The sequence below is a fragment of the Winogradskyella damuponensis genome (assembly GCF_039538385.1).
Classification (GTDB): domain Bacteria; phylum Bacteroidota; class Bacteroidia; order Flavobacteriales; family Flavobacteriaceae; genus Winogradskyella; species Winogradskyella damuponensis.
Genome location: NZ_BAABCB010000018.1, coordinates 265,510 through 291,785, shown reverse-complemented (window position 1 = coordinate 291,785; position 26,276 = coordinate 265,510). Strand labels below are relative to the sequence as shown.

The window sequence follows — 26,276 nt, the reverse complement described above, 5'->3', positions numbered from 1 at the left end:
AATTAACAGCATAGTGTTGCTGCAAAGGTAGTGAAGATTTAAAACTTTAAAACGCATTAATTTTATCAAACGGATACTTAAAATATTAGGAAAAATAGTAGCAATAATACTGCTACTTTTTTTCATTTTATTTTTGGTATTATCTATTCCTGCTGTACAAACCAAGTTAGGACGGTATGTTACAGATACACTTAATAAGGATTTTAAAACGGATATTAACGTTGGTAGAGTAGGTTTGCAACTGAATGGTGATGTTGAACTGAAAGAAATTTTAATTAGAGATTATAAAAAAGATACACTTATAAGTGTTGGTGAATTAAATAGTTCTATCATTAGTTTTAAGAATCTTTTGAATAGTAAGTTGAATTTTGGCGATATAGATTTGCAAAATGTCATTTTTAATTTAAAAACATACCAAGGTGAACAGGACTCAAATTTAGATGTTTTTGTAGCAAAATTTGATGATGATAACCCAAGAGTTGGTCCAAGTGAGTTTTTATTCTCTTCTAGTGATGTATCTATAGAAAACGGAATTTTTAGACTAATTGACGAAAACCTAGAAACACCAGAAATCTTCGAATTTACTGAGCTTAATGCTAATACGACTAATTTTTTAATAAATGGGCCTGAGGTAAGATCTCGAATTAATACATTTAGTTTTAGAGACAGTAGAGGTATTGCTGTTAAGAATTTAATGGCAAACTTTGAGTACACATTAGATCATATGTCTTTTGGAGACCTTAATATTAAAACCGAACAGTCTGAGCTAAAAGGAGAGTTAAGATTTGATTATAATCGAGAAGATTTTAAACATTTTACAGACAAAGTTAATGTAGCCGCAAGTTTTAAGGATTCTGATATTTCTTTAACAGAGCTCAACGTCTTTTTTGATGAATTTGGAGTAAGTCAACATGCAAATTTTAATGCAGATTTATCGGGGACTTTAAATAATTTGATTGCTAAAAACCTTAATGTAAGTACCTCTAGAAATACAAGAATTATTGGTGATATTACGTTTAAGAATTTATTTAGTAAGGCCGACGATAGTTTTGCGTTACAAGGGAATTTTCAAAATTTAGCTTCAAATTATAGAGATTTAACGGCTTTATTACCAAGACTATTGGGGAATTCTATTCCTAGTGTTATTTCTAAGGTTGGGAATTTTAATATCAAAGGCACATCTTTTATCACAACTAAGCGTGTTGAAGCAGATTTGGAGATAGATACGGATTTAGGGTTTATAAAATCTAATTTACTACTTACAGATATCGATAATATTGACAATGCAAATTATATAGGGAATATTGTTTTAGATGAATTTAATCTCGGAGAGCTTATTAATGAACCTTCAGTAAAAACAGCTTCTTTAAATCTCGATGTTGATGGTAAAGGGTTTACTATTGAGAATTTAAAAACAGATGTAAAAGGAGATGTTTATGTTTTAGATTATAACGGTTATACGTACAGAGATATTTCACTTTCGGGAGATCTTGGAAATAAAATATTTAATGGTATTGTAAAAGCTGAAGATCTTAATTTACAACTCGACTTTAATGGTTTGGTAGATTTTTCTGAAGATCTTAAAAAATTCGATTTTAAGGCTAATGTTGGTTATGCCAATCTTAATAAATTAAATTTTGTTACACGAGATAGTATTTCAGAATTTAGAGGGTTAGTAACCATGAGTGCTAGAGGTACAACACTAGACAATGCAACAGGTGCTATTAATATAAAGAATACAACGTATAAAAATCAAGATAAGAGTTATGGTTTTCAAGATTTTGATATTGTCTCTTCTTTTAGAGATACCGAACGTACCATTACTATAAACTCCCCAGATATTATAGATGGAAAAGTCTCAGGCCAGTTTAAAACTAAAGATATTATTGGATTAGTAGAAAATTCAGTAGGAAGTATTTACACGAATTATGTTCCAAATATTGTAGAAGAAGGGCAATACCTCAATTTTAGATTCAATATATATTCTAAAATAGCAGCGGTATTTTTTAAGGATTTAACTATAGGAAGTAACACGTTTATTGAAGGTAGGATAGAAACGGATGAGAAAGGATTTGAATTAACGTTTAATTCGCCAGAAATTAAATTTAAAGACTATTTTGCTAACAATATCAATATAAACATAGATAATAGCAACCCAATATATAACACGTATATAGAAATAGATAGTATTGGTGCAGGTATATACAACGCATCTCAATTTAGCTTAATTAATGTTACAAAACGTGATACTTTACTCATCAAGTCTGAGTTTAAAGGTGGAGAAAATAATGCAGACGATTTTAACCTAAATTTATTTTACACTATTGACGAAACTAATAAATCTGTAGTTGGTTTTAGAAAATCAGATGTGTTATTTAAAGGTTACGATTGGCTTTTAAATTCTAAAAAAGATACCTTAAATAAAATTCGATTTGATAGAGATTTTAAAACGTTTGATATCTCACCAATTAAAATTACACATGATAATGAAGAAATTTTGCTTTCTGGTAAAGTAAAGGATTCAGTTAACAAAGATTTTAATGTAGATTTTAAAGATGTACAGCTGGTTAAAATTACGCCACGTATAGATAGTTTAGCTTTAAAAGGTATTGTAAATGGTAAACTTGATGTGGTTCAAAACAATGGAGTGTACTTGCCTAAATCTAATGTAGAAGTAAGTGGTCTTTTTGTTAATGATTATGATTTAGGAAACTTAAAAGCTAAAATTGAAGGGAATAACTCTATTACAAACTATAATGTAGATGTAACACTAATTAATGACAATTTAAAATCGTTAGACGCAAAAGGTGTTATTGATGTTGCAGAAAATAATCCTATTATAGATTTAGATGTAGTGTTTGAAGAATTTTTATTAGATCCATTAAACCCTTTGGGTGAAGGGGTTATTAGTAATATTAGAGGCTTAGTATCTGGTTATGCTAATGTAACTGGAAGCTTAAAAAAACCAGCAATTTATGGTGAGTTACTGTTAGATAGGGCAGGCTTGTCTATTCCATACCTTAATGTAGATTATGGTTTTGATTTTGACTCTAAGGTATCACTAAGAGGGCAGCAATTTGTTTTTAATGACGTTTCAATGACGGATTCTAAATACTTTTCCAAGGGAAGTCTCAATGGGTTTATAGCACATGATAATTTTTCGGATTGGAAATTAGGTTTAGAATTAAATACAGACCGTCTTTTAGTGTTGAACACTGAAGAAACAGAAGATGAGCTGTATTATGGTACAGGTTTTATTTCAGGAAAAGCAGAAATAAAAGGACCAACAGATCAGCTGGTTATTAAAGTTATAAACGGACGAACAGAAGCTGGAACAGAGTTTTATATTCCATTAAATGATTCTGAAAGTTTTGGAGACAACTCTTTTATTCATTTTTTAAGTCCAGAAGAAAAAGCTGCCAGAATAAAAGGAGAGGTTTCAGATTTAATTGAAGTTAAAGGTTTAGTCTTAGATTTTGATTTAAATGTAAATCAAAATGCCGTGATTGAAATAGTTATAGATAAAGAGGCCGGTAGTACTATTAAAGGTAGAGGTGTAGGAGGTTTAAACTTTTTAATCAATACCAATGGCGCCTTTAATATGTGGGGAGATTTTGTGGTTTATGACGGAACATACAACTTTAAATATGGAGGTGTTGTAGAAAAAAAGTTTAAAGTAGAACAAGGAGGAAGTATTGTTTGGGAAGGAGATCCAATGAACGCGGAGTTAAACTTAAAAGCAGTGTATGAAGGTAGTGCTAATCCTTCTGTATTATTAGACAATCCTATTAATCAGAGTATAGACGTAGAAGTCGAAATTCATTTAACAGGTCAATTAGAACAACCAGACCCTCAATTCGATTTTAGATTTCCTAATGTAAGTTCTACAGTAAAGTCAGAGTTAGATTACAGGCTATCCTCTAAAGATGAACGCGACAATCAGGCTTTAATTTTCTTAGCAACAGGAGGGTTCTCAAGTAGTTTAGGAGGTGCTAATTTTACAGGTACCATTTCAGAACGATTAACAGGGATTGTCAATAATCTTTTTGGTACAAATAATGGAAATTTAGATGTTGGTATCGATTTAGAACTAGGACAAGACACACCAGAATTACAAACCAATAATAAAGTAGGAGTTACACTTCAAACTAAAATAAGTGATAAGATTTTAGTTAATGGTAAAGTTGGTGTACCATTCGGAAGCGCCAGTCAAACAGTTATTAGTGGAGATGTTCAAATAGATCTTTTATTAAATGAAGACGGAACACTTAAAGCCAAAGTTTTTAATAGAGAAAATAGTATTAGAAATTTTGGAGAAGAAATAGGGTATACACAAGGTGTTGGTCTCTCTTATAATGTCGAGTTTGATACCTTTAAAGAACTCCTTCAAATTATCTTTTCGGGTAAAAACAAAAAAGATGAAAAGGCTAAAAATAAGTCACAAAAAAAAGAGAGTGACGATGAAAAAATGATGCCAAATTACATGACAATGAAGAAAAAAAAGACGAAAACTCAGTCTTAAAACCTTCAATTCTTCATTTATATTAAAATACTTATTAACGAAAACGTTTGAATTACTTTAATGCTATTTTTTTTATGATAATAGTCACATTATTATATGTATAGTTTCTTAATTTTACTATAAATAATTAAGACAATGCTACATACAATTAAAAAAATAGGTGTTTTAACATCTGGTGGAGACTCACCAGGAATGAATGCAGCAATTAGATCTGTAGTTAGAACATGTGCTTTTCATGATATAAAATGCTACGGAATTTATAGAGGTTATGAAGGAATGATCGATGGCGATTTTATTGAGATGGATGCACGAAGTGTAAAAGGAATAATCAATAAAGGAGGTACAATATTAAAGTCTGCACGTTCAAAAGGATTTAGAACTAAAGAAGGTAGACAAACAGCCTACAATCAATTAAGAAAAGCAGGTATTGATGCTTTTGTGGTTATTGGTGGTGATGGTAGTTTTACAGGTGCTATGGTTTTTAATCAAGAATTTAATTTTCCTGTAATGGGAATTCCTGGAACTATAGATAACGACATTTATGGTACAACGCATACTCTTGGCTATGATACAGCTTTAAATACCGTTGTAGAAGTTATAGATAAAATTAGAGATACAGCAAGTTCACATAACCGATTATTCTTTATAGAAGTTATGGGACGTGATGTTGGACATATTGCTCTTAACGTTGGAGTTGGAGCAGGTGCAGAAGAAATTTTAATACCTGAAGAAGATTTAGGATTAGATCGTTTAGTAGAATCTTTAAGACGAAGTAAAGCTTCTGGTAAATCTTCTAGTATCGTTGTTGTTGCAGAAGGAGATAAAATAGGAAAAAGTGTTTTTGAACTGAAAGATTATGTTGATGAAAACATGACAGAATACGAAGTACGAGTTTCTGTTTTAGGACATATGCAACGTGGCGGAGCACCTTCTTGTTTTGATCGTGTTTTAGCAAGTAGAATGGGAGTAAAAGCTGTAGAAAGTTTAATTACAGGTAAAAGTAATTATATGGTTGGTATTAAAAATGATGTTATGGATTTAACACCATTTGATCAAGCTGTAAAAGGGAAATCTAAAATAAACATGGAGCTTTTAAGAGTTTCAGATATAATGTCAATATAATTAAGAACAAAAATAAAAACAAAGATAGAGTAATGGCAAATTTAAAATTAGGAATCAATGGATTCGGTAGAATAGGAAGAATTGTATTTAGAGCAACAGTAAAACGTAATGATGTTGATGTTGTAGCAATAAACGATTTATTAGATGTAGAACATTTAGCGTATTTATTAAAGTACGATTCAGTTCATGGAAGATTTGATGGAACAGTTGAAGTAAAAGATGGTAACTTAGTTGTAGACGGAAAAACAATTCGTGTAACAGCCGAAAGAGATCCAAAGAGCTTAAAGTGGGATGAAGCTGGAGCAACAGTGGTTGCAGAATGTACAGGTATTTTTACAACTCTAGAAACGGCTCAATATCATATAGATGGTGGTGCTAAAAAAGTAGTGATTTCTGCTCCAAGTAAAGATGCTCCTATGTTTGTAATGGGTGTAAATGATGATAAATTAACAGCGAATAATACAATTGTGTCTAACGCCTCTTGTACAACAAACTGTTTAGCTCCTTTAGCTAAGGTGATTGAAGATAATTTTGGAATTGAAGAAGCGTTAATGACAACAATTCACGCTGCAACGTCTACGCAATTTACAGTAGATGCACCTTCTCGTAAAAATTACCGTTTAGGTCGTTCAGCTATTAACAATATTATACCAACTTCTACAGGTGCTGCAAAAGCAGTAGGAAAAGTAATTCCAGAATTAGATGGAAAACTAACAGGTATGGCATTTAGAGTACCAACTGTAGATGTATCTGTAGTAGATTTAACAGTAAGAACTAAAAAAGAGACTTCATTAGCAGAAATTAAAGCTGCAGTTAAAAAAGCGGCAGAAGGTTCTATGAATGGAGTTATGGGCTATACAGAAGATGCTGTAGTATCTCAAGATTTCGTTAGTGAAGAAAGAACAAGTGTATTTGATGCAGATTCTGCAATAGAATTAAATTCTAAATTCTTTAAATTAGTATCTTGGTACGATAATGAGTTTGGTTACTCTAATAAACTTGTAGATTTAGCACAGAAGGTTAATAACCTTTAATTTATAATATAATTCTTAAATTCCGTAGGATTATGTGTTTGCATAGGCTACGGAATTTTTATATAAAAATATTATCATGATTCTAATTACAGATGGAGGTTCAACAAAATGCGACTGGATTGCGATAGATCAAAACGGTAAGCAAGCAGTTGATAAAATAAGAACTAAAGGCTTAAATCCGGCAATTGTTGCTGAAAAGAAACTCAATAAAACGATCCGAAAAAGTAAAGAGCTAATGGCAATAGCCAATGAGGTTACACATGTTTACTTTTATGGAGCAGGATGTGGCACAGAAAAGCCTAGACTTTTATTGAAAATGATACTAGAATCGTTTTTTACAAGTGCTATAGTAGAAGTAAGAGAAGATACTTATGCTGCAGTGAGAGCGTGCATTAATTCAAATGATGAAGCTGCTGTAGTTTGTATATTAGGAACGGGATCAAATTGTAGTTATTACGATGGTAAAGACTTACATCAACGTGTGTCAAGTCTTGGATTTATACTAATGGATGATGCTAGCGGAAACTATTTTGGTAAGCAATTAATTAGGGATTACTACTTTAAAAAGATGCCAGATACTATTAGCGTGGCTTTTGCTCACAAACATAATCTAGATGCTGACTATATTAAGTATAACCTTTATAAGCAAACCAATCCTAGTGCTTATTTAGCAGACCATGCAGAGTTTATGTTTATTAATAAGGATTCTGAATATATTAGTAATATCATAACTAAAGGAATTCGTCTGTTTGCAGAAAATATGATTCTTCAATATAAAGAAGAATTAAAAGCAGGAACTCCGGTTCATTTTGCAGGTTCTATTGCCTATTTTGGACAAGATGAAATTAAGCAAGTAGCCAAAGAATACGGATTTAAAGTCGGTAATTTTGTAAGACGACCAATAGAAGGTTTAGTCGAGTATCACGTTAAAAATCTTTAATATGGAAATAGCTATAATAGCTCACGATGGAAAAAAAGCAGAAATGGTTCAGTTTTTAAATGAGCATAGCGAAATTTTACATCACAAAAATATCAATCTAGTTTCTACAGGAACAACTGGAGAAAAAGTCTCTAAAGCAGGTTTTAATGTTAATGCGTTATTATCTGGTCCTTTAGGAGGAGATGCTCAAATAGCAGCGCGAGTAGCAGAAGGACAGTGTAATATGGTCTTGTTTTTTAGAGATCCATTAGATCGCCATCCGCATGAACCAGATATTCTTATGTTAATGAGACTGTGTGATGTACACAATGTGCCCTTGGCTACAAATCCTGCTACAGCAGATTTATTAATGAAGTCTCTATAAATTTTTTTAATAACCTGTTAATAAAACTAAGATTACCTGTTGTAAAACTTATATTTTGGTTATATCTTTGTACTAACAAAACGTAAACGATACAAGAATTATGTTCGACTTTGATCAATATTTAGGATTTTTAGCATTTTTAACCATATTAACTATAGGCTTTTGGTTAATGATTTTCCTTTTAACTTTCGTTATTCCTTACTGGATTTTTGGTGCATCAATGGAACGTCTAAAAGAAATTAGAGAAGAAAAGAAAGCTAAACGTGAAGGGTTAACCCTTTAATAGCATATTATTATATAAAAAAAGAGCGCAATTTGCGCTCTTTTTTTATGTGGTTATATTACAAATTACTTTAAACTTGTAACACACCCATATTAAATGGTTTTTCAATAGGAGCATGATTTGCGGCTTCTATGCCCATAGAAATCCATGTTCTGGTATCTAAAGGGTCAATCACACCATCAGTCCAAATACGAGACGCAGCATAATAAGGAGATACTTGATCATCGTATCTATCTTTAATTTTATTAAATAATTCTTCTTCCTTTTCTTTTGTTATTTTTTCGCCTTTTTTCTTTAGCGAAGCCGTTTCAATCTGTAATAAAACTTTAGCCGCAGAATTACCACTCATCACAGCAAGTTCGGCACTTGGCCAAGCTGCAATTAACCTTGGGTCATAAGCTTTTCCACACATCGCATAGTTTCCGGCTCCATAGCTATTTCCTAAAACAATAGTGAATTTTGGAACTACAGAATTACTAACTGCATTTACCATTTTTGCACCATCCTTTATAATACCAGAATGTTCAGATTTACTACCAACCATGAATCCTGTGACATCTTGTAAAAAGACCAAAGGAATTTTCTTCTGATTACAATTTGCTATAAAGCGCGTTGCCTTATCAGCAGAGTCGTTATAAATAACACCGCCAAATTGCATTTCACCTTTTTTGTTTTTTACTAATTTTCTTTGATTGGCAACAATTCCAACAGCCCAACCTTCAATTCTAGCATAAGCTGTAATAATAGTTTTGCCATAATCCTGTTTGTATTCGTCAAACTCAGAGTTATCTACCAAACGTTTTATGATCTCTTTCATATCGTATTGGTCAGCACGACTTTTTGGAAGAATTCCATAGATATCATCCGGATTCTCTTTTGGTTTTTTAGAATCAGTTCTATTATAACCTGCTTTATCAAAATCACCGATTTTATCAACGATGTTTCTAATTTTATCTAAAGCATCTTTATCATCCTTAGCTTTGTAGTCTGTAACTCCAGAAATTTCACAGTGTGTTGTTGCTCCTCCTAAGGTTTCGTTATCTATAGATTCACCTATGGCAGCTTTTACTAAATAGCTTCCCGCTAAGAAAATACTTCCGGTTTTATCTACAATTAAAGCTTCATCACTCATAATTGGTAAATAAGCACCACCAGCAACACAACTTCCCATGACAGCGGCAATTTGCGTAATTCCCATACTGCTCATTACAGCATTATTTCTAAAAATACGCCCAAAGTGTTCTTTATCTGGGAAAATCTCATCCTGCATTGGTAGAAAAACTCCAGCGCTATCCACCAAATATATAATTGGTAAACGGTTTTCTATGGCGATTTCCTGAGCACGTAAATTCTTTTTTCCTGTAATAGGAAACCAGGCTCCAGCTTTTACTGTGGCATCATTAGCAACAACAATACATTGTTTACCTTTAATATAGCCCATTTTTACAACGACACCTCCAGAAGGACAACCACCATATTGCTCATACATGCCTTCACCTGCAAAAGCACCAATCTCTATAGATTTAGATTTTGGGTCTAACAGATAGTTTATACGCTCTCGAGCTGTCATTTTGCCTTTTGCGTGATGTTTTTCTATACTTTTTTCGCCACCACCTAGCTTTACTTTTGCAAAGCGTTTTTTTAGATCAGAAACTAAAAGTTTATTGTGGTCTTCGTTTTGGTTGAATTTGATATCCATTAATACAGATTTGTTTTGCACGAATTTACAAAACGAAACGATGTTTGGAAAGCGAATGTTTTGCTAAATAATGTTACATGGAATTATTTTCCTTGGAAACTAATTTGTTTTGTTGTAGATTTGTATCATTAAAACATATAAAAAATGAAAAAAAATAAAATTATTTATTACGTAGCTACAGGCTTATTAACCTTGTTAATGTTATTTTCCATTAGCATGTACTTTTTTAAACATGACGATATGGTAACGGCATTCACAAATTTTGGATATCCATCTTATATTATATATCCCTATGCTGTTGTTAAATTACTAGGATTGATAGTGCTTTGGGCACCAGGTTTAAAAACCTTGAAGGAATGGGCATATTCAGGCTTCTTTTTTGCATTTATATTGGCCTTTTTTGCTCATTATATGATTGGCGATGGTGAACAAATGGCAGCAGTATTAGCATTTGTTTTACTAATGGTATCATATATCTTTTATAAAAAAATAAATTAAACCTAAATAAGAAATCAATGAAACATATTATAGCGTTTGCAGGAAGTAATAGCAGTACTTCAATTAATAAACAGTTAGCCACTTACGCATCCCAATTAGTAGATGGAGTTAGTACAACAGTATTAGATTTAAACGATTTTGAAATGCCTATTTATAGTTCAGACAGAGAACAGGCTCAAGGTTTTCCTGAGCAAGCTGTAGCTTTTGTAGATCATTTAAAAGGAGCTGATGGTTTTATAATCGCTTTAGCAGAACATAATGGTGCATATACGTCAGCGTTCAAAAACATATTTGATTGGGCTTCTAGAGTAGAGCAAAAAACGTTTTTAAACAAACCGTTATTACTTATGGCAACATCGCCAGGAGCTAGAGGTGGAGCTTCGGTTTTAGAATTGGCTGCTGATCGTTTTCCAAGACATGAAGCTAATATTGTAGGGCAGTTTTCTCTACCGTCATTTTATGATAATTTTTCTGATGGTAAGATTACTAATGACGATTTAAATACAGAATTGTTGAATAAAGTGGAACATTTTAAAAACAGTCTATAATCATGGAATTAAAACACGACACATCAAATAAGAGCAATAGATTCTATCTTTTAGATAATGAGAAAGAAATTGGTGAAATTGCGTATGCATACGTTAATGAAAGTCTTATCGATATCAATCACACAGAGATTGACCCGAATTACAGAGGGCAAAATCTTGGTCATAAATTAATAGAAGCGGTTGCAGATTTCGCAAGAGAAAACAAATTACAGGCTACAGCAAGTTGTCCTTATGTCGCCAAAGTTTTTGGTAAGACCACGCAATATGATGATATCAAAGCTTAAAAAGAATTCTAAGACTATTAATTATGGGAGACTTATCTAAAGATATTAATTCAAAATTTGAAAACAATAGAGTTAAGGCGCTTCTAAATATTATTTATACTGCTAATTGGATTACGAGTATTCAAAGCGAATCTTTTAAAGCCTTTGGAATTTCACAGCAGCAGTATAATATTTTAAGAATTTTAAGAGGTGCTAACGAACCTTTGAAAGTACAGACTATTAAAAATAGAATGTTAGAACGTTCACCTAATGCTACACGATTAATGGATAAACTCTGTGCTAAGCAATTAATTAAACGTTTGCCATCAGAACACGATAGGCGTGTGGTTAAAATTGAAATCACACAGCAAGGTTTGGATTTGTTAAACACAATTCCTGATGATATGAATAAAGAGTTAATTCAAAATTTAAGTGAGGCTGAAGCGGAACAATTAAGTAATCTGCTCGATAAAATGCGCTAGTTAAAACCAATAAAAGGACATTATCATGAAAAAAGTACTACATAAAGCAGACACTAGAGGTTTTGCAGATCATGGATGGTTGCAAGCTAAACATTCCTTTAGTTTTGCAAGTTGGAATAATCCTGAACGCATACATTTTGGTGCATTAAGAGTCTTAAATGATGATATTATAGCACCAAAAATGGGGTTTGGAACACATCCTCATGATAATATGGAGATTATAACCATGCCATTAAAAGGTGTTTTAAAACATCGCGATAATATGAAGGATGATTGGCAAGCTGTTCTTCCTGATGAAGTGCAAGTGATGTCAGCAGGAACAGGAGTACAACATTCTGAAATTAATGGATCGCTTGATGAGCATTTAAGTCTATTCCAAATTTGGGTAATACCACAAGAACGAAATGTTGAACCACGTTACGATCAGAAAACATTTAAGGCTGAAGGTCGAAAAGGACAGCTTCAAACATTAGTAACATCTTTTGATGATAGTGATACAGAAAGTCTTAAAATTCATCAAGATGCTAAGCTTTCAAGAATTGATTTGTCAGAAGGCGAAGCATTCACATATCAATTAAAAGGAAAGACTCATGGTGTTTATGTGATGTTGATTTCTGGTAAAGCCAAAATTGAAGGAGATATTTTAGCGTCTAGAGATGCTATAGGGATTTCAGAAACAGATAGTTTTAATATAACAGCCAAAACCAATAGTGAGCTATTGTTTATTGAAGTTCCTATGATTAATTTTTAGTTTTTGATACAATTTACATTAGAAGCATCACAAATAGTGATGCTTTTTTTATTTAAAATGCGATATTTGTAAACTAACTAACGATTAAAATTAAGATTGATTATGGCAATGAATAAAAATACAGTATTAGCTTGGGCTACATGGATTATGCTTTTTGTAGGATTTGGATTAATTGCGCTTGGCGCATTCCGATACGATGATGTTGCAGGTTGGGGATTTGCTGCTGTTGGTGGTGGTTTTTTCTGTATAGCATGGGTTTTTAATGCTCTAAAAGGACGTGTGTAATTAATTTGTGATGTTCAATAGTTTAACTTTACAATAAATAAACTAACAATTATGAGTGACGATAAAAAAGTAATTTTTGCAATGTCTGGTCTCACAAAGACCTTTCCAGGAGCAAATACTCCTGTTTTAAAAAATATATATTTAAGTTTCTTTTATGGTGCTAAGATTGGGATTCTAGGTCTAAATGGTTCTGGTAAATCTACGCTTTTAAAAATCATAGCAGGGGTAGATAAAAACTACCAAGGAGATGTGGTTTTTCAACCAGGTTATACGGTTGGCTACTTAGAGCAAGAGCCGCAACTGGATGACGATAAAACGGTTATGGAAATTGTACGAGAAGGAGCAGCTGAAACTGTGGCTATTCTTGATGAATATAATAGTATCAATGACCAGTTTGGATTAGAGGAAGTATATAGCGATGCCGATAAGATGGAAAAGCTAATGAATCGCCAAGCAGAACTGCAAGATCAGATTGATGCAGCTAATGCTTGGGAATTAGATACCAAGCTAGAAATTGCAATGGATGCGCTAAGAACTCCAGATGGTGATAAGAAAATTGGAGTGCTATCTGGTGGTGAACGTCGTCGTGTAGCCTTATGTCGCTTGTTATTACAAGAGCCTGATGTATTGTTATTAGATGAGCCTACCAACCACTTAGATGCAGAGTCTGTACATTGGCTAGAGCATCATTTAGCACAATATAAAGGTACTGTTATCGCTGTAACGCACGATAGATATTTCTTAGATAATGTAGCTGGCTGGATTTTAGAACTCGATAGAGGCGAAGGAATTCCTTGGAAAGGAAATTATTCGTCTTGGTTAGATCAGAAATCAAAACGAATGGCTCAAGAAAGTAAAACAGCGTCTAAACGTCAAAAGACTTTAGAACGTGAGCTAGATTGGGTACGTCAAGGAGCAAAAGGGCGTCAAACAAAGCAAAAAGCACGTTTGAAGAACTATGATAAATTAATGAGTCAAGATCAAAAACAACTTGACGAAAAATTAGAAATCTATATTCCTAACGGTCCACGTTTAGGAACTAATGTAATTGAAGCTATTGGAGTTGCTAAAGCTTATGATGATAAATTGTTATACGACAACTTAAATTTTAATCTTCCTCAAGCAGGAATAGTTGGTGTTATTGGTCCTAATGGTGCTGGTAAAACTACTATTTTTAGAATGATAATGGGAGAGGAGAATCCTGATAAAGGAGAATTTAAAGTTGGTGAAACAGCAAAGATTGCTTACGTCGATCAAAAGCATTCTAATATAGATCCTGAAAAAACAATTTGGCAAAACTTTAGTGATGAGCAAGAGTTGGTTATGATGGGAGGAAAGGAAGTAAATTCTAGAGCCTATTTAAGCCGTTTTAACTTCTCTGGTGGTGAACAAAATAAAAAGGTAAAACTACTTTCTGGTGGTGAGCGTAACCGTTTACACTTGGCTATGACACTTAAAGAAGAAGGTAATGTGTTACTTTTAGATGAGCCTACTAACGATTTAGATGTTAATACATTAAGAGCTCTGGAAGAAGGTTTAGAGAACTTTGCGGGTTGTGCTGTAGTGATTAGTCACGATAGATGGTTCTTAGATAGAATTTGTACGCATATTTTAGCTTTTGAAGGAGATTCTCAAGTCTATTTCTTTGAAGGCGGATTTAGTGAATACGAGGAAAATAAGAAGAAACGTTTGGGTGGTGATTTAATGCCAAAACGAATTAAGTATAAGAAATTAGTACGATAATACTAAATGTTATAAACTAAAAAAGCCAGCAATTTTGCTGGCTTTTTTTATGATATATAAATGAGATTATTTTATAAATATTTTAGTATTGATTTTAATTTATGGGATTTAAGAGAAATGACCAAATCTAACCTATAAGTAGTAACGATTTTATAAGTAGCCTTTGTTAAAACAGCCCATAAAAACGGATAAATTTAGTTTTTAAATAACGGCTTTAGTTGTCGCCATAAAGATGTCCACTAGGAATATCTTGATTGGATTCTTCGTAATCTTTGTAGGCATTGGTTTGCATTAATTTTTTGTTTTCAGCTTTTAACTTATACATCTTCACAATAGCTATAAGAATAAAAACGAGAAAAATGGACGCTACAGCTATTAAAATCATAGTAAGTTGCGTAGTCGTCACAATTAAGGCTTTGGAAAGCAGGTTACTAAACATATAAGTATGGTTTTAGAATTGGGTTCTAGAATGCTAAGATAGAAAAAAACTTAATGTTAAATACTTAATATTAAAATATTTACAATTTTTAATCAACAAATTTATCGATTAAGCGTTTGTAATTTCCGACGAAACACAGTGTTTCTAAGCGAAAATCAACATTAAGTTATTTGTTAATAAATCAAATTTTAACAGTTCTATAATTTGTTATAATGCCATAAAATGACAAATATGGTATTAATTAAGATTTGGTAGGTGTAGTGTCATAGATATTAAAAAAATAGTAAGAAAGTTGTAACAATGTTAAAAGTATGACTACATATATTTTAGTAAGTAAAGTTTTTATAGTCTTAAAAAAATACCGAAATTGCTTTACAGAAAATAGTTCAACCAAATACCACACACAATATGTCTGATGATTTTGATTTATTAGAAACAAGTTCCAACGAAAAAGCAGCGAAAGTTGATGTCAATTGGGGAAAAGCCATAGACCAAATGAAGTCTAAATTGGCACAAGAAGATGATCCTGAAAGTCGTCAGAAAATATTAAATGCCACCTTAGATAATGTGGTAGATATGGCCGAAAAAGATAGAACTACTTTATTAGATGCCATTAAAGACTTAACAGATTATCAGGACGAAGTTGGTATTATGTTTGAAGGCTTTTCTGCATTAAATGCCGCAGAGCAAAAAATCATTGATGATGCCGTTAAGCGTTTAGAGCGCGCAAAAGTAGAACTTGAAGATGCAAATAATAAACCAGATACGTGGTGGAACAATCTTTGGGGACGTAAAAGTAAGATTAAAGATGCTGAGCAAGAACTTCAAAATGCTCAAAAAGAACGTGATGCATCAGACAATAAAGCAAAAGCAATGTTTCAACAACGTATTGAAACGGCAGATGTTCAAACCTTATTAAATGAATTATCATTTAAGAGTCAGGCTGCAATTAAGCGTTTAAAAGATAGAGAAATCGAAATAAAAGAAGTCGAAGAAAGTCTTAAAACAGCTATTGTTGAAGCGTCTAATAATCATACCAAAGCACTTCAAAAGAAAAAAGAAGTAGAGGATAAGCTTGAAGAGCAATATGCTCTATTAAAACAAGCGCGTCAAGCTTTAGAAGAAGTTGCAGATAAACAATCTACAGATTATTCAGATGCTTTAAGCAAAGTAACCACCTTAGAGCAAAAAGTAGAAGAATTAGAAGGCCTTAAAAATGCTTATACCACATTAGCAGCTTCTAAAGATAGTTTTGTTCATAAACATAACTTAACTATTAAAGTATTAACGTCTTTACGTAGTAACTTACAAACGCATCGTGCAAAATTAAAGTCAGATACAGACGAGCGTCTTAAATATTACGATGGTTATGTGGTAGCTTTAAAAGCACGTACAGATCAAGAATTCGCAGCAATTTTAGAGCATTTAGGTGTTAAGACAGACGAGCATATTGGTGAAACTTTAGCCGCAATGCATACTGCAAGTGCTAGAGCACGTCAAGAAATGATGGATAATATTCCAGTGCACGAAAAAGTTATGCAAGGGGTTTATGGTAGTTATGCCGAAGCTTTAAGTGAAATTAGAGAAAAGGATAAGTCTATTCAAAAGAATTTTGCTGAGCGTTACGGAATTGATATGAAAGAAATTTTTGAAGATTACTACGCAGCAGATGCAAACGCACCTTCAGGTGACGGAGGAGGAGAGCCAGCAGGCGAACCAAAACCAGAAGCTAACGAAGATGACCTTTTAGGATAATAATAAGTTGTGAGTCAGTAGTATTCAGTTAACAGTCAAATGAAGACTGAATACTGTGGCTAACACTATATATTCAATATATTTTTAAATAATACTTTTCAGGTATTCTTGGTATACTACAAACTGAATACTGCCAATTGCCTACAAAAATGATAGTAACACCATTAGATTCCGCCATATTAGATTCCAAAGAACAATATGTGTTCTATCACAGAATGATAGATTTTGCATTAAAGGAACTCATCGTTGCTGTACAACAAAAACAAATACTAAATCAACAAGAAGTACTTCTCTTTAAGCAATACAGTGATTTGTTGCTGTATTCTATTGAAGCCATGCGTGTAAAATACATGTATGACGAAGAGGAAAACATGAAAGTAGATTTAACTGATTCAAGCTTTCCTAATTATTTAGAATTCCGCTATTTGTTTAATGATTTAGCATTACGAGAAGATTACTTAGGTAAGCTTACAGATGTAGAAACGCTAAAAGAGGAATTTCTAGACACTTTGATGCGAAAGAAAGAACCTATCGCTAAACGTAAGCTCTTTCAGGCAGCTTCAATAGTGTATTATACCTCGGCCAAAAAAGAATATATTTTTAACCGTTTTGTTCAAGGTAAAATAATAGCAGCACCAGAAGGTTCAGCGGCTGAATATTTAGTGAGCTGGAGCTTCTATGATGTGTCTCATAACAGACCATTCATTTGCTACATGTATTTTGATTACGATGGCAAAGATCCTTTAAAAGAACGCAGTGAAATATACAGTGCTTTAAAGTCTATTGCAGACCGAGAAATGGCTTTAGATACTATGGCTTATGGCATAGATAAGCGTTTGCCAAAAGTATTACCCAAACTGATAAAACGTGTAGATTTAGGACCAATTCATAATGTGTTTGCTAAGGATGAAAATAAAGTGACACATGCCATTTTACAAGGCATTGCAAATAAAGAAATTCCATTAGAATCTTATGCGATTTCACTAAAAGTAGACGAATTAAAATCGGGAAGCGAATTTAAAGAAGGTGGTTTTTTTAGCAAACAAACCTATCAACGTTGGGATGCTATGTTTAGACAACGATACGTCTTTGCGCCACATCGAATCATACAATTACTATATAATAAAACACCTGAAATTATGAATAAGTTAGCAATGTCGCCTATTCAGATTTCTGAATTAAAAATGGAATGAGTCTGCAGTGTGCAGTCCTCAGTTAGCAGTCAGAATCAGTAAATATTAATATGTCTTTTAAAACAGTATTGGCTTATCGTCGCAAATGATAAGAACTAGTAGGTTGGTTTGTTCTAATATTGCTGAAGGCTATAGAAAACGACAGTACGAAAAGCATTTTAAAAGTAAATTATCTGACGCTGACAGTGAAAATTCTGAAACACAATTATGGCTAGATTTTGCTTTAGCATGTGATTATATTTCAGAAGAAAAGAAAAATGAATTACAATATAAAAGTGAAGAAATAGGAAAGCTTATCAATTACATGATGAAACATCCTGATAAATTCGGATTATAAAATTATAAAAATACTAAGCAACACAAGAAGTCGCAACAGTTGGTACTGAAGACTGAAGACTGCATACTGAAGACTAAATAAAAAGCAAGAGTAAGCTGGAACAGTAAATACTGAAGCCTGCATACTGTAAACTGAAGACTAAAAAAATGGAACACAACTCAACTTTCCCTATAAAACAAAATGAATTAGATATGCTTCGCGATGAAGCCACATCGTATTTAAAATCCATACAATGGGAGCAAAGTCAACGCGCTAAAAACAAAGATAATGATGCTAAAGATGAATCAATCTTATTGTATTTATCTAGGGCGAATAACGGTAGTAATGTTAATGTTACATCTGTTTCAAAAACGGTTTTAGCTTTAAAGAAACGTTTGTTACCAGAATCAGTGGCACTTCCAATTTATTTAAATCAAACGTTGTATGCTGTACAGGAAGGTTTAAATCTTGGTATTTGGATTAAGGATTCCTATTACGATGCTTCAGGTTTATCGAGTTTAAGTGAAAACAAATCGGCATTAGATCGTTCTGGAAGGAGAGAGTACGAAAGCAAAATGCATACAGCAACGGCTTTTATGTTGTTTGCAACAGCGTATAAGATTTTACACGATTTAAAACCACATGCTTCAGACGATTTATCGGTGATGAAACAGAAGTTTGCAGGTATTCCGGAAGTGTCTCTATTAACACCTTTAAAAGGTATTTCGTGTCAGTTATTTTATTACGACAAATATTTAGGGCATCCAGAAATCATTAAATCAGACAAAGATGTTATTGATTTTACGGTTGTTTATTTTGAAGCTTTAATAGATGAAATTCAACTACGCAAAAGTAGCTTAGAATATACAGAAACGATTGTTGACAGAACTTACAAGTTAGAAAATAGTGACTTTGCAATTTCGGGTTGGGAGAATGCTTTTTCTGGTACAGCTAAGAGTGTTGAGTTTAATAAAATTCAGTTTGAGCAAATTGTAGGTAACAGAGATGCCAAACATTTTGCACGTCGTTTAACCGAACGTATGCTGAGTTACGATTTTGAAGCTAAGAAAAATCCTTTTCAAGAATTAGGCGGTTTTATGCCAGTTTTTATGGGGTATGGAATTCCGGGAACAGGAAAAAGTATGTTGATTGCTGCCATCGCCACCCGATTAAAAGAACATTCTGATAATTTAGATATTCCATTTTTATTCCATCCCATGCCAGATACTTTAATTAGTACCTTTCAAGGTGGTTCAGCAGAGAAAATGGTAGAGTGGATGAAGCCATTACAAGATCCTACAAAATTAATTTTTGCACCTATTGATGATGCCGAAAATAATTTACAAGAACGAACAGCGCAAGGAGTTTCTGCTGGTGTTAAAGAGGTGATTGGTGTATTTTTAAGGTATACCGAAGGTGCTTATGCCGTTAATTACGGAAACAGTTCTATTGGTTTATTTACCAATTTGCCTGAAATGTTAGATAAAGCAGTGATTTCTCGTGTGCAAGGTCGATTTAAAATAGATGGTGCACGTACTGAGCACGATTTTGTAGACCAAGACTATATCTGGTGGAAGAAATTGCAAAATACCATGCCAGATTTCGTAAATATGGACGATCCTGAAACCTATAAATACTTGTCAGATCAAGGTTTGGCAAACAGCATGGGAGAAATTCTGAATGCCATAGAGCATCCTTCAGAAGCACGTGTTCACGAAACCTTTGATAAAATTGAAAAGCTTCATGAAACTAATGATCACATGTTTTATGCTGCTCTGTATAAAGAAATTCAGAAGATATTTCCGTTTTTCTCTTCAAGAGATGTGCGTAATATTCAATCTGCAATTTCATTACGATTAACCGATTTCGATTTAGAACAAGACTGGTTTGAAAATCCAGAGACGTATTTCAAAAAGGATTATGATACCAAATTCAATATGCTTCAAGAATTAATGAAGTCTAATATGAAAGGTTTAAACTTTTCAGATATAAGACGACAAGAAGTCATTCGTTATTTAGATAATGTGGCAACGATTGCAGATACAGACTTTAAACGAAAAGTGGATGCAAGAGTGAATCAGTTGAATATTGAAACTGAAGCTAGAGAACAGTTTGGTAAATAAAGTGAAATATTAAAAGTATGAAGTTTTTGTCTTTCAGACAGAATAAGGCATAAGCGATGAAAAATCTCATGAACAACCTAAAAAACATAACTAAAACAACCCTTTCTAAAGAATGGGCAAGATTAGATAGAATTGATTACGATTATCAATTTAAAAATGGAGAATGGAAACGTTTATCTCGCGAATGTTACAATCGTGGTAATGGTGCTGCTATATTACTGTATAATGTAGAAAAACAAACGGTGATTCTTACTAAGCAGTTCCGTATGCCAGCTTATGAGAACAATAAAAATGAAGGTATGTCTATTGAGGCATGTGCAGGTGCCATAGATAATAATGATAAGCCTTTAGAAACCATAATTAGGGAAACAGAAGAAGAAGTGGGTTATAAAATTGATAATGCTAAACAAGTTTTAACCGCATATACCTCACCAGGTGCCTTAACGGAAAAGATGTATTTATTTGTGGCAGAATATAATGAAACCATGAAAGTAAGTAAAGGTGGAGGATTAGAAAGCGAAGATGAAGACATTGAAATTTTAGAACTTTCATTTTCTAAAGCTATAGCAATGGTAAAGAACGAAGAAATTATAGATGCAAAAACGATTATGTTATTGCAATACGCTCAGATTAATGAATTATTAATTCCTGTATAGATAGGAACTTGATTTGAAATAAAATATAGAGTTTTGATATAATTGAATACTGTACGTTATCACTAGAGTTAGTGAGAATTAGTAAAATTCATGTCAAAAAAGAATAAAAGAAAAATTTAGATTACCGCATTTGCGGCAACAAGATGCAAAAACTAAAACAAGCAAATTTATACAGAAGCGAACTTATTCCCATCAGTGGAAAATTAGTAGAACGTTACAATAAATGCTTAAAAACTCTAGGGTTTAAAGAAACAACATTGACCTCTTTTTTTATAGATGGTATTGGTTGGAGTCCTGAAGTTGCTGAAGAAATGAATAATATGCATTACCTTAATCATGGTGATGCAAATCCGCATGGAATTATTATTTCTCCATTGCAAAAAGGAAAACCTGTGTATTTACCTTTTCATTCGTTTGATAAAGATATGATGCAACATGTGTTTAGAACACATGGCCAGAAAATCAATGATATTACTAGAGATTCTGCTATCTGTATTGATTTTGATCAAGACATCGATGTGTTTTATGAACCTTTAGATGTCTTAAAGTATGACAAAGTCAATATTACTTTCCGCTTAATTGATCATCTCGAAGAAAAGCAAAAGGAGCAATTAAGATTAGTAGATAGGTTTAGGCTAGGTAATAATTTTATAGATGAAGATATTCACCAGCTATTATTAAATTCTGCTACAACTTATGGCGATTTAAGAGGCAGAGATTTAAGCTTAGGACCATTACAATATACAACAGGCTCATTTTATACAAGAGCTTTTGATGGTGTGTATTTGCTTCGAGATTTTATAAAACCAATTGTTGTTTTTGAAAGCAAAGAATTTTATAAAGAAGCCATAAAAGATACCATTCACGATGTGCTAATTTATCATATCTCACAACCGGAATTAGTTGCTAAATTAAAGGATCATATCATTATAGAATGTGATTTAGAACACATTGTAAAAACACCAAATTACGACCGAATTAAGAAATACGAATTAGCACAATTTTTAAAAGATACAGAACACCCAATTGCAGCTATTTTGAATGATAAAGTGTTATTCAAAAGTTATTTGAATAAAATTGATATCAATGCGAGGAAGCAAGTAATGAGCGTTGAACTGTATCTTGAAAAATTAGAACGCAGTAATGCTTATAAAATTGAAGATATCGTAGATCAAGATTTATATTTTGCGTTGCATCAGCCACATTCGTCATTGTCGTCTGAGCATCGTGATTTAATTCATAAATTGTTAATTAATATTGCGCCAATGGATGTGTTATTCTTGTATTGGTATGATAAAGAACAGTTTTATAAAAATTACGACACTTGGGACGATTCTTTTAAGGATTGGGTAATTGAGCGTATTCGTAACAATATTTAATATAATTAGACTAATTTTATAAGAAACCAAAACATAGATTATGATGTCACTCGAAATAATAGTTTTTATTGCAGCCATACTGTTTGGAATTGTATTGTATTGGCGCGAATCTAAAAGTAACAAAGTATATCGTTTTTTTAATAAGATATTTTACTCTAAAGAGCTACAGATGCCTAAAAGTAGTACAAAAGGGTTTCTATATCAGCAGTCTTTTTTAATGCGTTTGGTTTATATTGGAGTGCTTTTTTTAGTTGGAATTGTTGTCGTTAGATTTGTAATTCCTATTGATTTAGCAACCATATCATTATTCGCATCTAGTATTTTTGGTACCTTATTAGGGACGTATTTGGCAAATTTTGTATTTAAATCATCTGAGGTTATTGACGAAAAAAGTGATTCGCTTTTAGATGCTGTTAAGGATACTGTTGAAAAAGGAAAAGATTTTATTCATGATTTAGAATCAAAAGATGCTAAGGTTGAAACAGAAGTGAAACAAGAAATTAAATCTAAACCTGAAGTTGAAAAAACAAGTGCACGTGACCGATTGAAAGATAAGGGTCTAATGTAGTTGAAATACGTTATGAAGTTTAAGTGCTTTACATAACATGACTTAATAATTATAAAACAAACCGATTGCTAGAGTTGAAAAAATAGTCAGCTTCGCAATGAGAAATTGATACTATGATAAAATCATACTGGAATAAAGGAGGTAAACAAAAACGAATTACCATTTTTGTAGTGTTGCTATTATTAATTTTATTGTTCTTTTTTAGAGACGATTACCAACCTGTTTTGCTATTTCTACGAAAGTATATTTTCGTCATATTAGTTAGTGGCTTAGTTTTATATTTTGGTTTGCGTAAATTTAGAAACTCTGCTCATGTTGGTAGTCGTTTAGGAATTTTAGCATTACTAATTGTCTTTTTTGGATTACTATATGGTGTTGGTTGGCATTATAAAATGTACGACTACATGAAAACCTATAATGTGTTTAATGATCTTAATAAAGTAGAAATTAACGAACTACCATTAACACAAAACGAACGTATCCAACCCTTAAGAAACATCTTTTCTATGGCCAACGAAAGTGTTGGAGAAACTAAAGATGTGTCTTTACCGCATTTGGTTAGAGTAGATGATCAAAATAAATGGACTATGGCTATTCAGCCAAGTGAGAAGTATGTAATGCAGCAAATAAGTGATAACACAGAAGAAGTGTTTGCTGTGAGTAGTACAACTCCATTTCCTCGTTTTTCTAACGAAAATCGTATTTCGGTAACGTTTTCAATTGGAGAATCTTTAAAATTTAGTCGTAACACATACAATGCTGTTGTGCAACGTTTTAATCCTTGGATGTTATTTAATTATGAACCAAGTGATACGTTTTACATGAAAAATGATGATGGTAATTGGGTAGAAGTGGTGAGTTTAATAAAATGGAAAGGTTTCTTTTTTCCATATCCCAGTTTTGGTGGTGTGATGATTATAGATAGTGGTGAGCACGATATTAATGATTATATAGAGCGTATTACCATTGGAAAAGGCACATTTGTGAGTCCAGATAATATTAAAAATTATCCGTTTTTAAATAAACAAAACACCTTAGCAGAAAAGGTATCACAGTTGCAAGCAGAATCGTTAAAGTTTTTAGGTGGTTTTAGTGATCCATTACCTTGGAATATGGAAACGGCTGTAAAAATTCCAATTATGCCAAAAGACCAAAACCAACAACCTTATGTTACTGATTTTGATTTTGCAGGCTCAAACTCTGATGCATACAGTGGCTTATACCATTGGTTTGGATTAGAACCAGTAGGAAATGAACGTACCAGTTTAAGTTATAGCGTTTTTATTCCAGCAGATGGAACGGATAAAATGTATTATTATGATCATGCAACCAAAAAACAAGGTTATGCAGGTGTTTCTGCAATGCCTTTAAAAGTAAAAGAATCTCGAAAAGAATACGATTGGAATGCGAGTACACCAGTAGAGTTTAGGCCTTATATTAAAGACATTGCAGGTAGAAAGCGTATGTTTTTCTTAGGAACTATATCTTCTATTAGTTCTTCAGATGCTCAGCAATTTGATGGTTCTGCTACACCAGATTTGGTTTTAATTGATAGCGAATACAGAGATGTGATTTGGATAGATGTAAAACATCCAAGTACTTGGGATAAGGAAGTGTATAATCAGTTAAATGAAGCTTGGAGAGCCAGTGAAGGTATTGGCTATTATTACAACGAACAGCCAAAAGATGAAGATATTATGGAACGCGAAATGGATTCTTTAATGCGTATTCCAAAAGTAGAAGATAATACAGATGCTATTGATAGATTACAGCGTCAAATCGATTCTTTAAAGGCGGTTGGGAATTAATAGCCTTATAACTTTAATAACATCTTAATATCGGAACGAACATAAGGCGAATTACGTTCTAATTGTAATTCTTCAAATCCATATTTTCGATATAAATAAATAGCGTTTTCTAATTTTTTGCTAGAGTAGAGTAGTAGCCCGTTTAGATTTTGTGCTTTTCCAAAATCAATACAGTGCTGTAATAGACGTTGCCCAATTTTTTTACCGCGTTGTTCTGGACATACAGCCATTTTAGTTAATTCTAAAAGGCCTGTTTCCTCAGTTGGCATTAAAGCAACAGTTCCAACAACGTTGTCATTTTTTATAGCGAAGAAAATAAAACCACCTTTACTAATGATGTGTTTTTTTGGTTGACTTAAAACGTCCTCATCATAAGCTTCAACATAAAAGAAGGCTTTTAACCATTCAATATTTAAATCGTAGAAGTTTTGGGTATACTTGGCATGAAAATCTATAATTTTAATTTCCATGAGCTCTAATAAAATCTGTAATTAGGTAAGTTATTAATTTGCCAACTTTAGTTTCTGTTTTTTGAGTAGGTGCCGCTTCACAGATATGTAAATATGTAGCATTTTCATGCTTACCAAAGTAATTAACAAATCGTCTTGCTTTTTTTACACTAAATCCGCTGGGAGTCATAGCACTACTAGGTATGTTTTTTATGGCATCACAATCTATTTCAATACCAAAAGGTTTTTCAGAAACATGAGTTAATGCATTTTTCATTTCTGAATTAAAATCGAGTTCTTTTCTAACTTCAATAGCTTCGTAAGTATTATATTTAATAGATTTTACTTTCTTCATGGTTTTGAGTAAGGTATCAGAAGTATAGTTTTCGTGAAGACCAAATACAAAATAATTTTTTAAGAATCCTTCAGCATAAGCATAGCTAAAACCGTTACCACTATGTCTCCCTTCTTCTGCTCTAAAATCGGAATGTGCATCAAAATTAATCACATTGACTCTTTCGTTATTTGCTAAAGCAGAACCTTTTATATTTCCATAAGCATTGTTGTGACCTCCACCTATTATTATCGGAATTTTCCCAGCTTTAATAATTGAAGAAACGATATGAGTCACATCTTTATCAATGGTTTCTGTGTATTTTCGAATTTTATTTAGATTTTTCTTTTTAGAGGTATTTAATGTTAGTAGTTCTTCGCGTTTGTCAGAATACTCTAAATGTCCTAATATTAAAACACGTTTTGCTTGTGTAAAACTATTACTCTGGACATTTAACAAAACTTTTAGAGTGGCTTCCCAAGCCTTATAAGTACCTGTTTGTCCGAGGTTTCCGTAAACGCCTATATCTTCTTTTATTCCAAATAAAACAAAGTCAACATCTAAATTAACAATATCATCGTATATGTTAGTGAGGTTAGTAGTTAACTGAACATGTTCTCCAAATTTTGTTTCACCTGTACGTTTCTTTAAAAGCAGTTGTTGTTCTTTTTCTGTAAATAGGGTAAGATGTTCCATTTGGGTAAAAAATTAATATATTAGAA

The 26,276-nt window shown here is 32.5% G+C and carries 25 protein-coding genes; 21 read left to right on the top strand and 4 right to left on the bottom strand.

Annotation, left to right across the window (positions count from 1 at the left end):
- The first annotated feature begins 133 nt into the window (after positions 1-133).
- From ABD730_RS09925 to ABD730_RS09900, 6 genes are all read left to right on the top strand, one after another.
- On the top strand, positions 134-4,522 hold the full coding sequence (locus ABD730_RS09925; RefSeq protein ID WP_334469383.1) for a translocation/assembly module TamB domain-containing protein: 4,389 nt from the start codon (positions 134-136) through the stop codon (positions 4,520-4,522).
- A gap of 135 nt (positions 4,523-4,657) precedes the next feature.
- Positions 4,658-5,644 (top strand): 6-phosphofructokinase, encoded by a 987-nt coding sequence (gene pfkA, locus ABD730_RS09920; protein ID WP_215925794.1) that lies wholly within the window; start codon positions 4,658-4,660, stop codon positions 5,642-5,644.
- Between the two features lie 32 nt (positions 5,645-5,676).
- Positions 5,677-6,678: a type I glyceraldehyde-3-phosphate dehydrogenase gene (gene gap, locus ABD730_RS09915; RefSeq protein ID WP_344714280.1), complete on the top strand. Its 1,002-nt coding sequence runs from the start codon at positions 5,677-5,679 to the stop codon at positions 6,676-6,678.
- Positions 6,679-6,754: 76 nt separating this feature from the next.
- On the top strand, positions 6,755-7,618 hold the full coding sequence (locus tag ABD730_RS09910; RefSeq protein WP_334469378.1) for an N-acetylglucosamine kinase: 864 nt from the start codon (positions 6,755-6,757) through the stop codon (positions 7,616-7,618).
- Between the two features lies 1 nt (position 7,619).
- A complete protein-coding gene (locus ABD730_RS09905; protein WP_215925791.1) occupies positions 7,620-7,982 on the top strand; it encodes a methylglyoxal synthase in 363 nt (120 codons plus the stop codon).
- A gap of 100 nt (positions 7,983-8,082) precedes the next feature.
- Positions 8,083-8,265: a hypothetical protein gene (locus tag ABD730_RS09900; protein WP_215925790.1), complete on the top strand. Its 183-nt coding sequence runs from the start codon at positions 8,083-8,085 to the stop codon at positions 8,263-8,265.
- 70 nt (positions 8,266-8,335) lie between these two features.
- Here ABD730_RS09900 and ABD730_RS09895 read toward each other — a convergent pair whose 3' ends face one another.
- Entirely contained in the window at positions 8,336-9,964 is a 1,629-nt protein-coding gene (locus tag ABD730_RS09895; protein WP_215925789.1) for an acyl-CoA carboxylase subunit beta, read from the bottom strand.
- 144 nt (positions 9,965-10,108) lie between these two features.
- Between ABD730_RS09895 and ABD730_RS09890 the strand changes: the two genes are divergently transcribed.
- The 7 genes from ABD730_RS09890 to ettA all read left to right on the top strand — a co-directional run bounded on the left by ABD730_RS09890 (position 10,109) and on the right by ettA (position 14,534).
- Positions 10,109-10,462: a DoxX family protein gene (locus ABD730_RS09890; RefSeq protein ID WP_344714277.1), complete on the top strand. Its 354-nt coding sequence runs from the start codon at positions 10,109-10,111 to the stop codon at positions 10,460-10,462.
- Positions 10,463-10,479: 17 nt separating this feature from the next.
- Complete coding sequence (locus ABD730_RS09885; protein ID WP_344714275.1) at positions 10,480-11,010, top strand: NADPH-dependent FMN reductase; 531 nt, start codon at positions 10,480-10,482, stop codon at positions 11,008-11,010.
- A 2-nt stretch (positions 11,011-11,012) separates the two neighbouring features.
- Complete coding sequence (locus ABD730_RS09880) at positions 11,013-11,294, top strand: GNAT family N-acetyltransferase (protein ID WP_344714272.1); 282 nt, start codon at positions 11,013-11,015, stop codon at positions 11,292-11,294.
- 23 nt (positions 11,295-11,317) lie between these two features.
- Positions 11,318-11,755 (top strand): MarR family winged helix-turn-helix transcriptional regulator, encoded by a 438-nt coding sequence (locus tag ABD730_RS09875; RefSeq protein WP_334469369.1) that lies wholly within the window; start codon positions 11,318-11,320, stop codon positions 11,753-11,755.
- Between the two features lie 25 nt (positions 11,756-11,780).
- Entirely contained in the window at positions 11,781-12,506 is a 726-nt protein-coding gene (locus ABD730_RS09870; RefSeq protein ID WP_344714269.1) for a pirin family protein, read from the top strand.
- A 102-nt stretch (positions 12,507-12,608) separates the two neighbouring features.
- Complete coding sequence (locus tag ABD730_RS09865) at positions 12,609-12,791, top strand: CAL67264 family membrane protein (RefSeq protein ID WP_110475140.1); 183 nt, start codon at positions 12,609-12,611, stop codon at positions 12,789-12,791.
- A 51-nt stretch (positions 12,792-12,842) separates the two neighbouring features.
- On the top strand, positions 12,843-14,534 hold the full coding sequence (ettA, locus tag ABD730_RS09860; RefSeq protein ID WP_334469363.1) for an energy-dependent translational throttle protein EttA: 1,692 nt from the start codon (positions 12,843-12,845) through the stop codon (positions 14,532-14,534).
- A 214-nt stretch (positions 14,535-14,748) separates the two neighbouring features.
- Here the strand turns inward: ettA and ABD730_RS09855 are convergent, their stop codons facing one another.
- Positions 14,749-14,973: a hypothetical protein gene (locus ABD730_RS09855; protein WP_334469362.1), complete on the bottom strand. Its 225-nt coding sequence runs from the start codon at positions 14,971-14,973 to the stop codon at positions 14,749-14,751.
- Between the two features lie 408 nt (positions 14,974-15,381).
- Between ABD730_RS09855 and ABD730_RS09850 the strand changes: the two genes are divergently transcribed.
- From ABD730_RS09850 to ABD730_RS09815, 8 genes are all read left to right on the top strand, one after another.
- Positions 15,382-16,728: a microtubule-binding protein gene (locus ABD730_RS09850; RefSeq protein WP_334469360.1), complete on the top strand. Its 1,347-nt coding sequence runs from the start codon at positions 15,382-15,384 to the stop codon at positions 16,726-16,728.
- Positions 16,729-16,877: 149 nt separating this feature from the next.
- Positions 16,878-17,921 carry a hypothetical protein gene (locus ABD730_RS09845; RefSeq protein ID WP_334469358.1) on the top strand — a complete coding sequence of 348 codons (1,044 nt, stop codon included), beginning with the start codon at positions 16,878-16,880 and terminating at the stop codon, positions 17,919-17,921.
- A gap of 67 nt (positions 17,922-17,988) precedes the next feature.
- Positions 17,989-18,258 carry a four helix bundle protein gene (locus ABD730_RS09840; protein ID WP_344714554.1) on the top strand — a complete coding sequence of 90 codons (270 nt, stop codon included), beginning with the start codon at positions 17,989-17,991 and terminating at the stop codon, positions 18,256-18,258.
- 146 nt (positions 18,259-18,404) lie between these two features.
- Positions 18,405-20,360 carry an AAA family ATPase gene (locus ABD730_RS09835; protein WP_334469354.1) on the top strand — a complete coding sequence of 652 codons (1,956 nt, stop codon included), beginning with the start codon at positions 18,405-18,407 and terminating at the stop codon, positions 20,358-20,360.
- A 68-nt stretch (positions 20,361-20,428) separates the two neighbouring features.
- Complete coding sequence (locus tag ABD730_RS09830) at positions 20,429-21,016, top strand: NUDIX domain-containing protein (RefSeq protein WP_344714256.1); 588 nt, start codon at positions 20,429-20,431, stop codon at positions 21,014-21,016.
- Positions 21,017-21,159: 143 nt separating this feature from the next.
- Positions 21,160-22,395, top strand: a complete 1,236-nt coding sequence (locus tag ABD730_RS09825; RefSeq protein ID WP_334469350.1) for a DUF6638 family protein — start codon at positions 21,160-21,162, stop codon at positions 22,393-22,395.
- A 40-nt stretch (positions 22,396-22,435) separates the two neighbouring features.
- On the top strand, positions 22,436-22,963 hold the full coding sequence (locus ABD730_RS09820) for a hypothetical protein (RefSeq protein ID WP_252723643.1): 528 nt from the start codon (positions 22,436-22,438) through the stop codon (positions 22,961-22,963).
- Positions 22,964-23,076: 113 nt separating this feature from the next.
- Complete coding sequence (locus ABD730_RS09815; RefSeq protein WP_344714252.1) at positions 23,077-24,771, top strand: hypothetical protein; 1,695 nt, start codon at positions 23,077-23,079, stop codon at positions 24,769-24,771.
- A 5-nt stretch (positions 24,772-24,776) separates the two neighbouring features.
- Here ABD730_RS09815 and ABD730_RS09810 read toward each other — a convergent pair whose 3' ends face one another.
- On the bottom strand, positions 24,777-25,241 hold the full coding sequence (locus tag ABD730_RS09810) for a GNAT family N-acetyltransferase (RefSeq protein ID WP_344714250.1): 465 nt from the start codon (positions 25,239-25,241) through the stop codon (positions 24,777-24,779).
- On the bottom strand, positions 25,231-26,250 hold the full coding sequence (locus ABD730_RS09805) for a formimidoylglutamase (protein WP_344714248.1): 1,020 nt from the start codon (positions 26,248-26,250) through the stop codon (positions 25,231-25,233). The genes ABD730_RS09810 and ABD730_RS09805 overlap by 11 nt, the downstream gene beginning before the upstream one ends.
- Between the last annotated feature and the right edge of the window lie 26 nt (positions 26,251-26,276).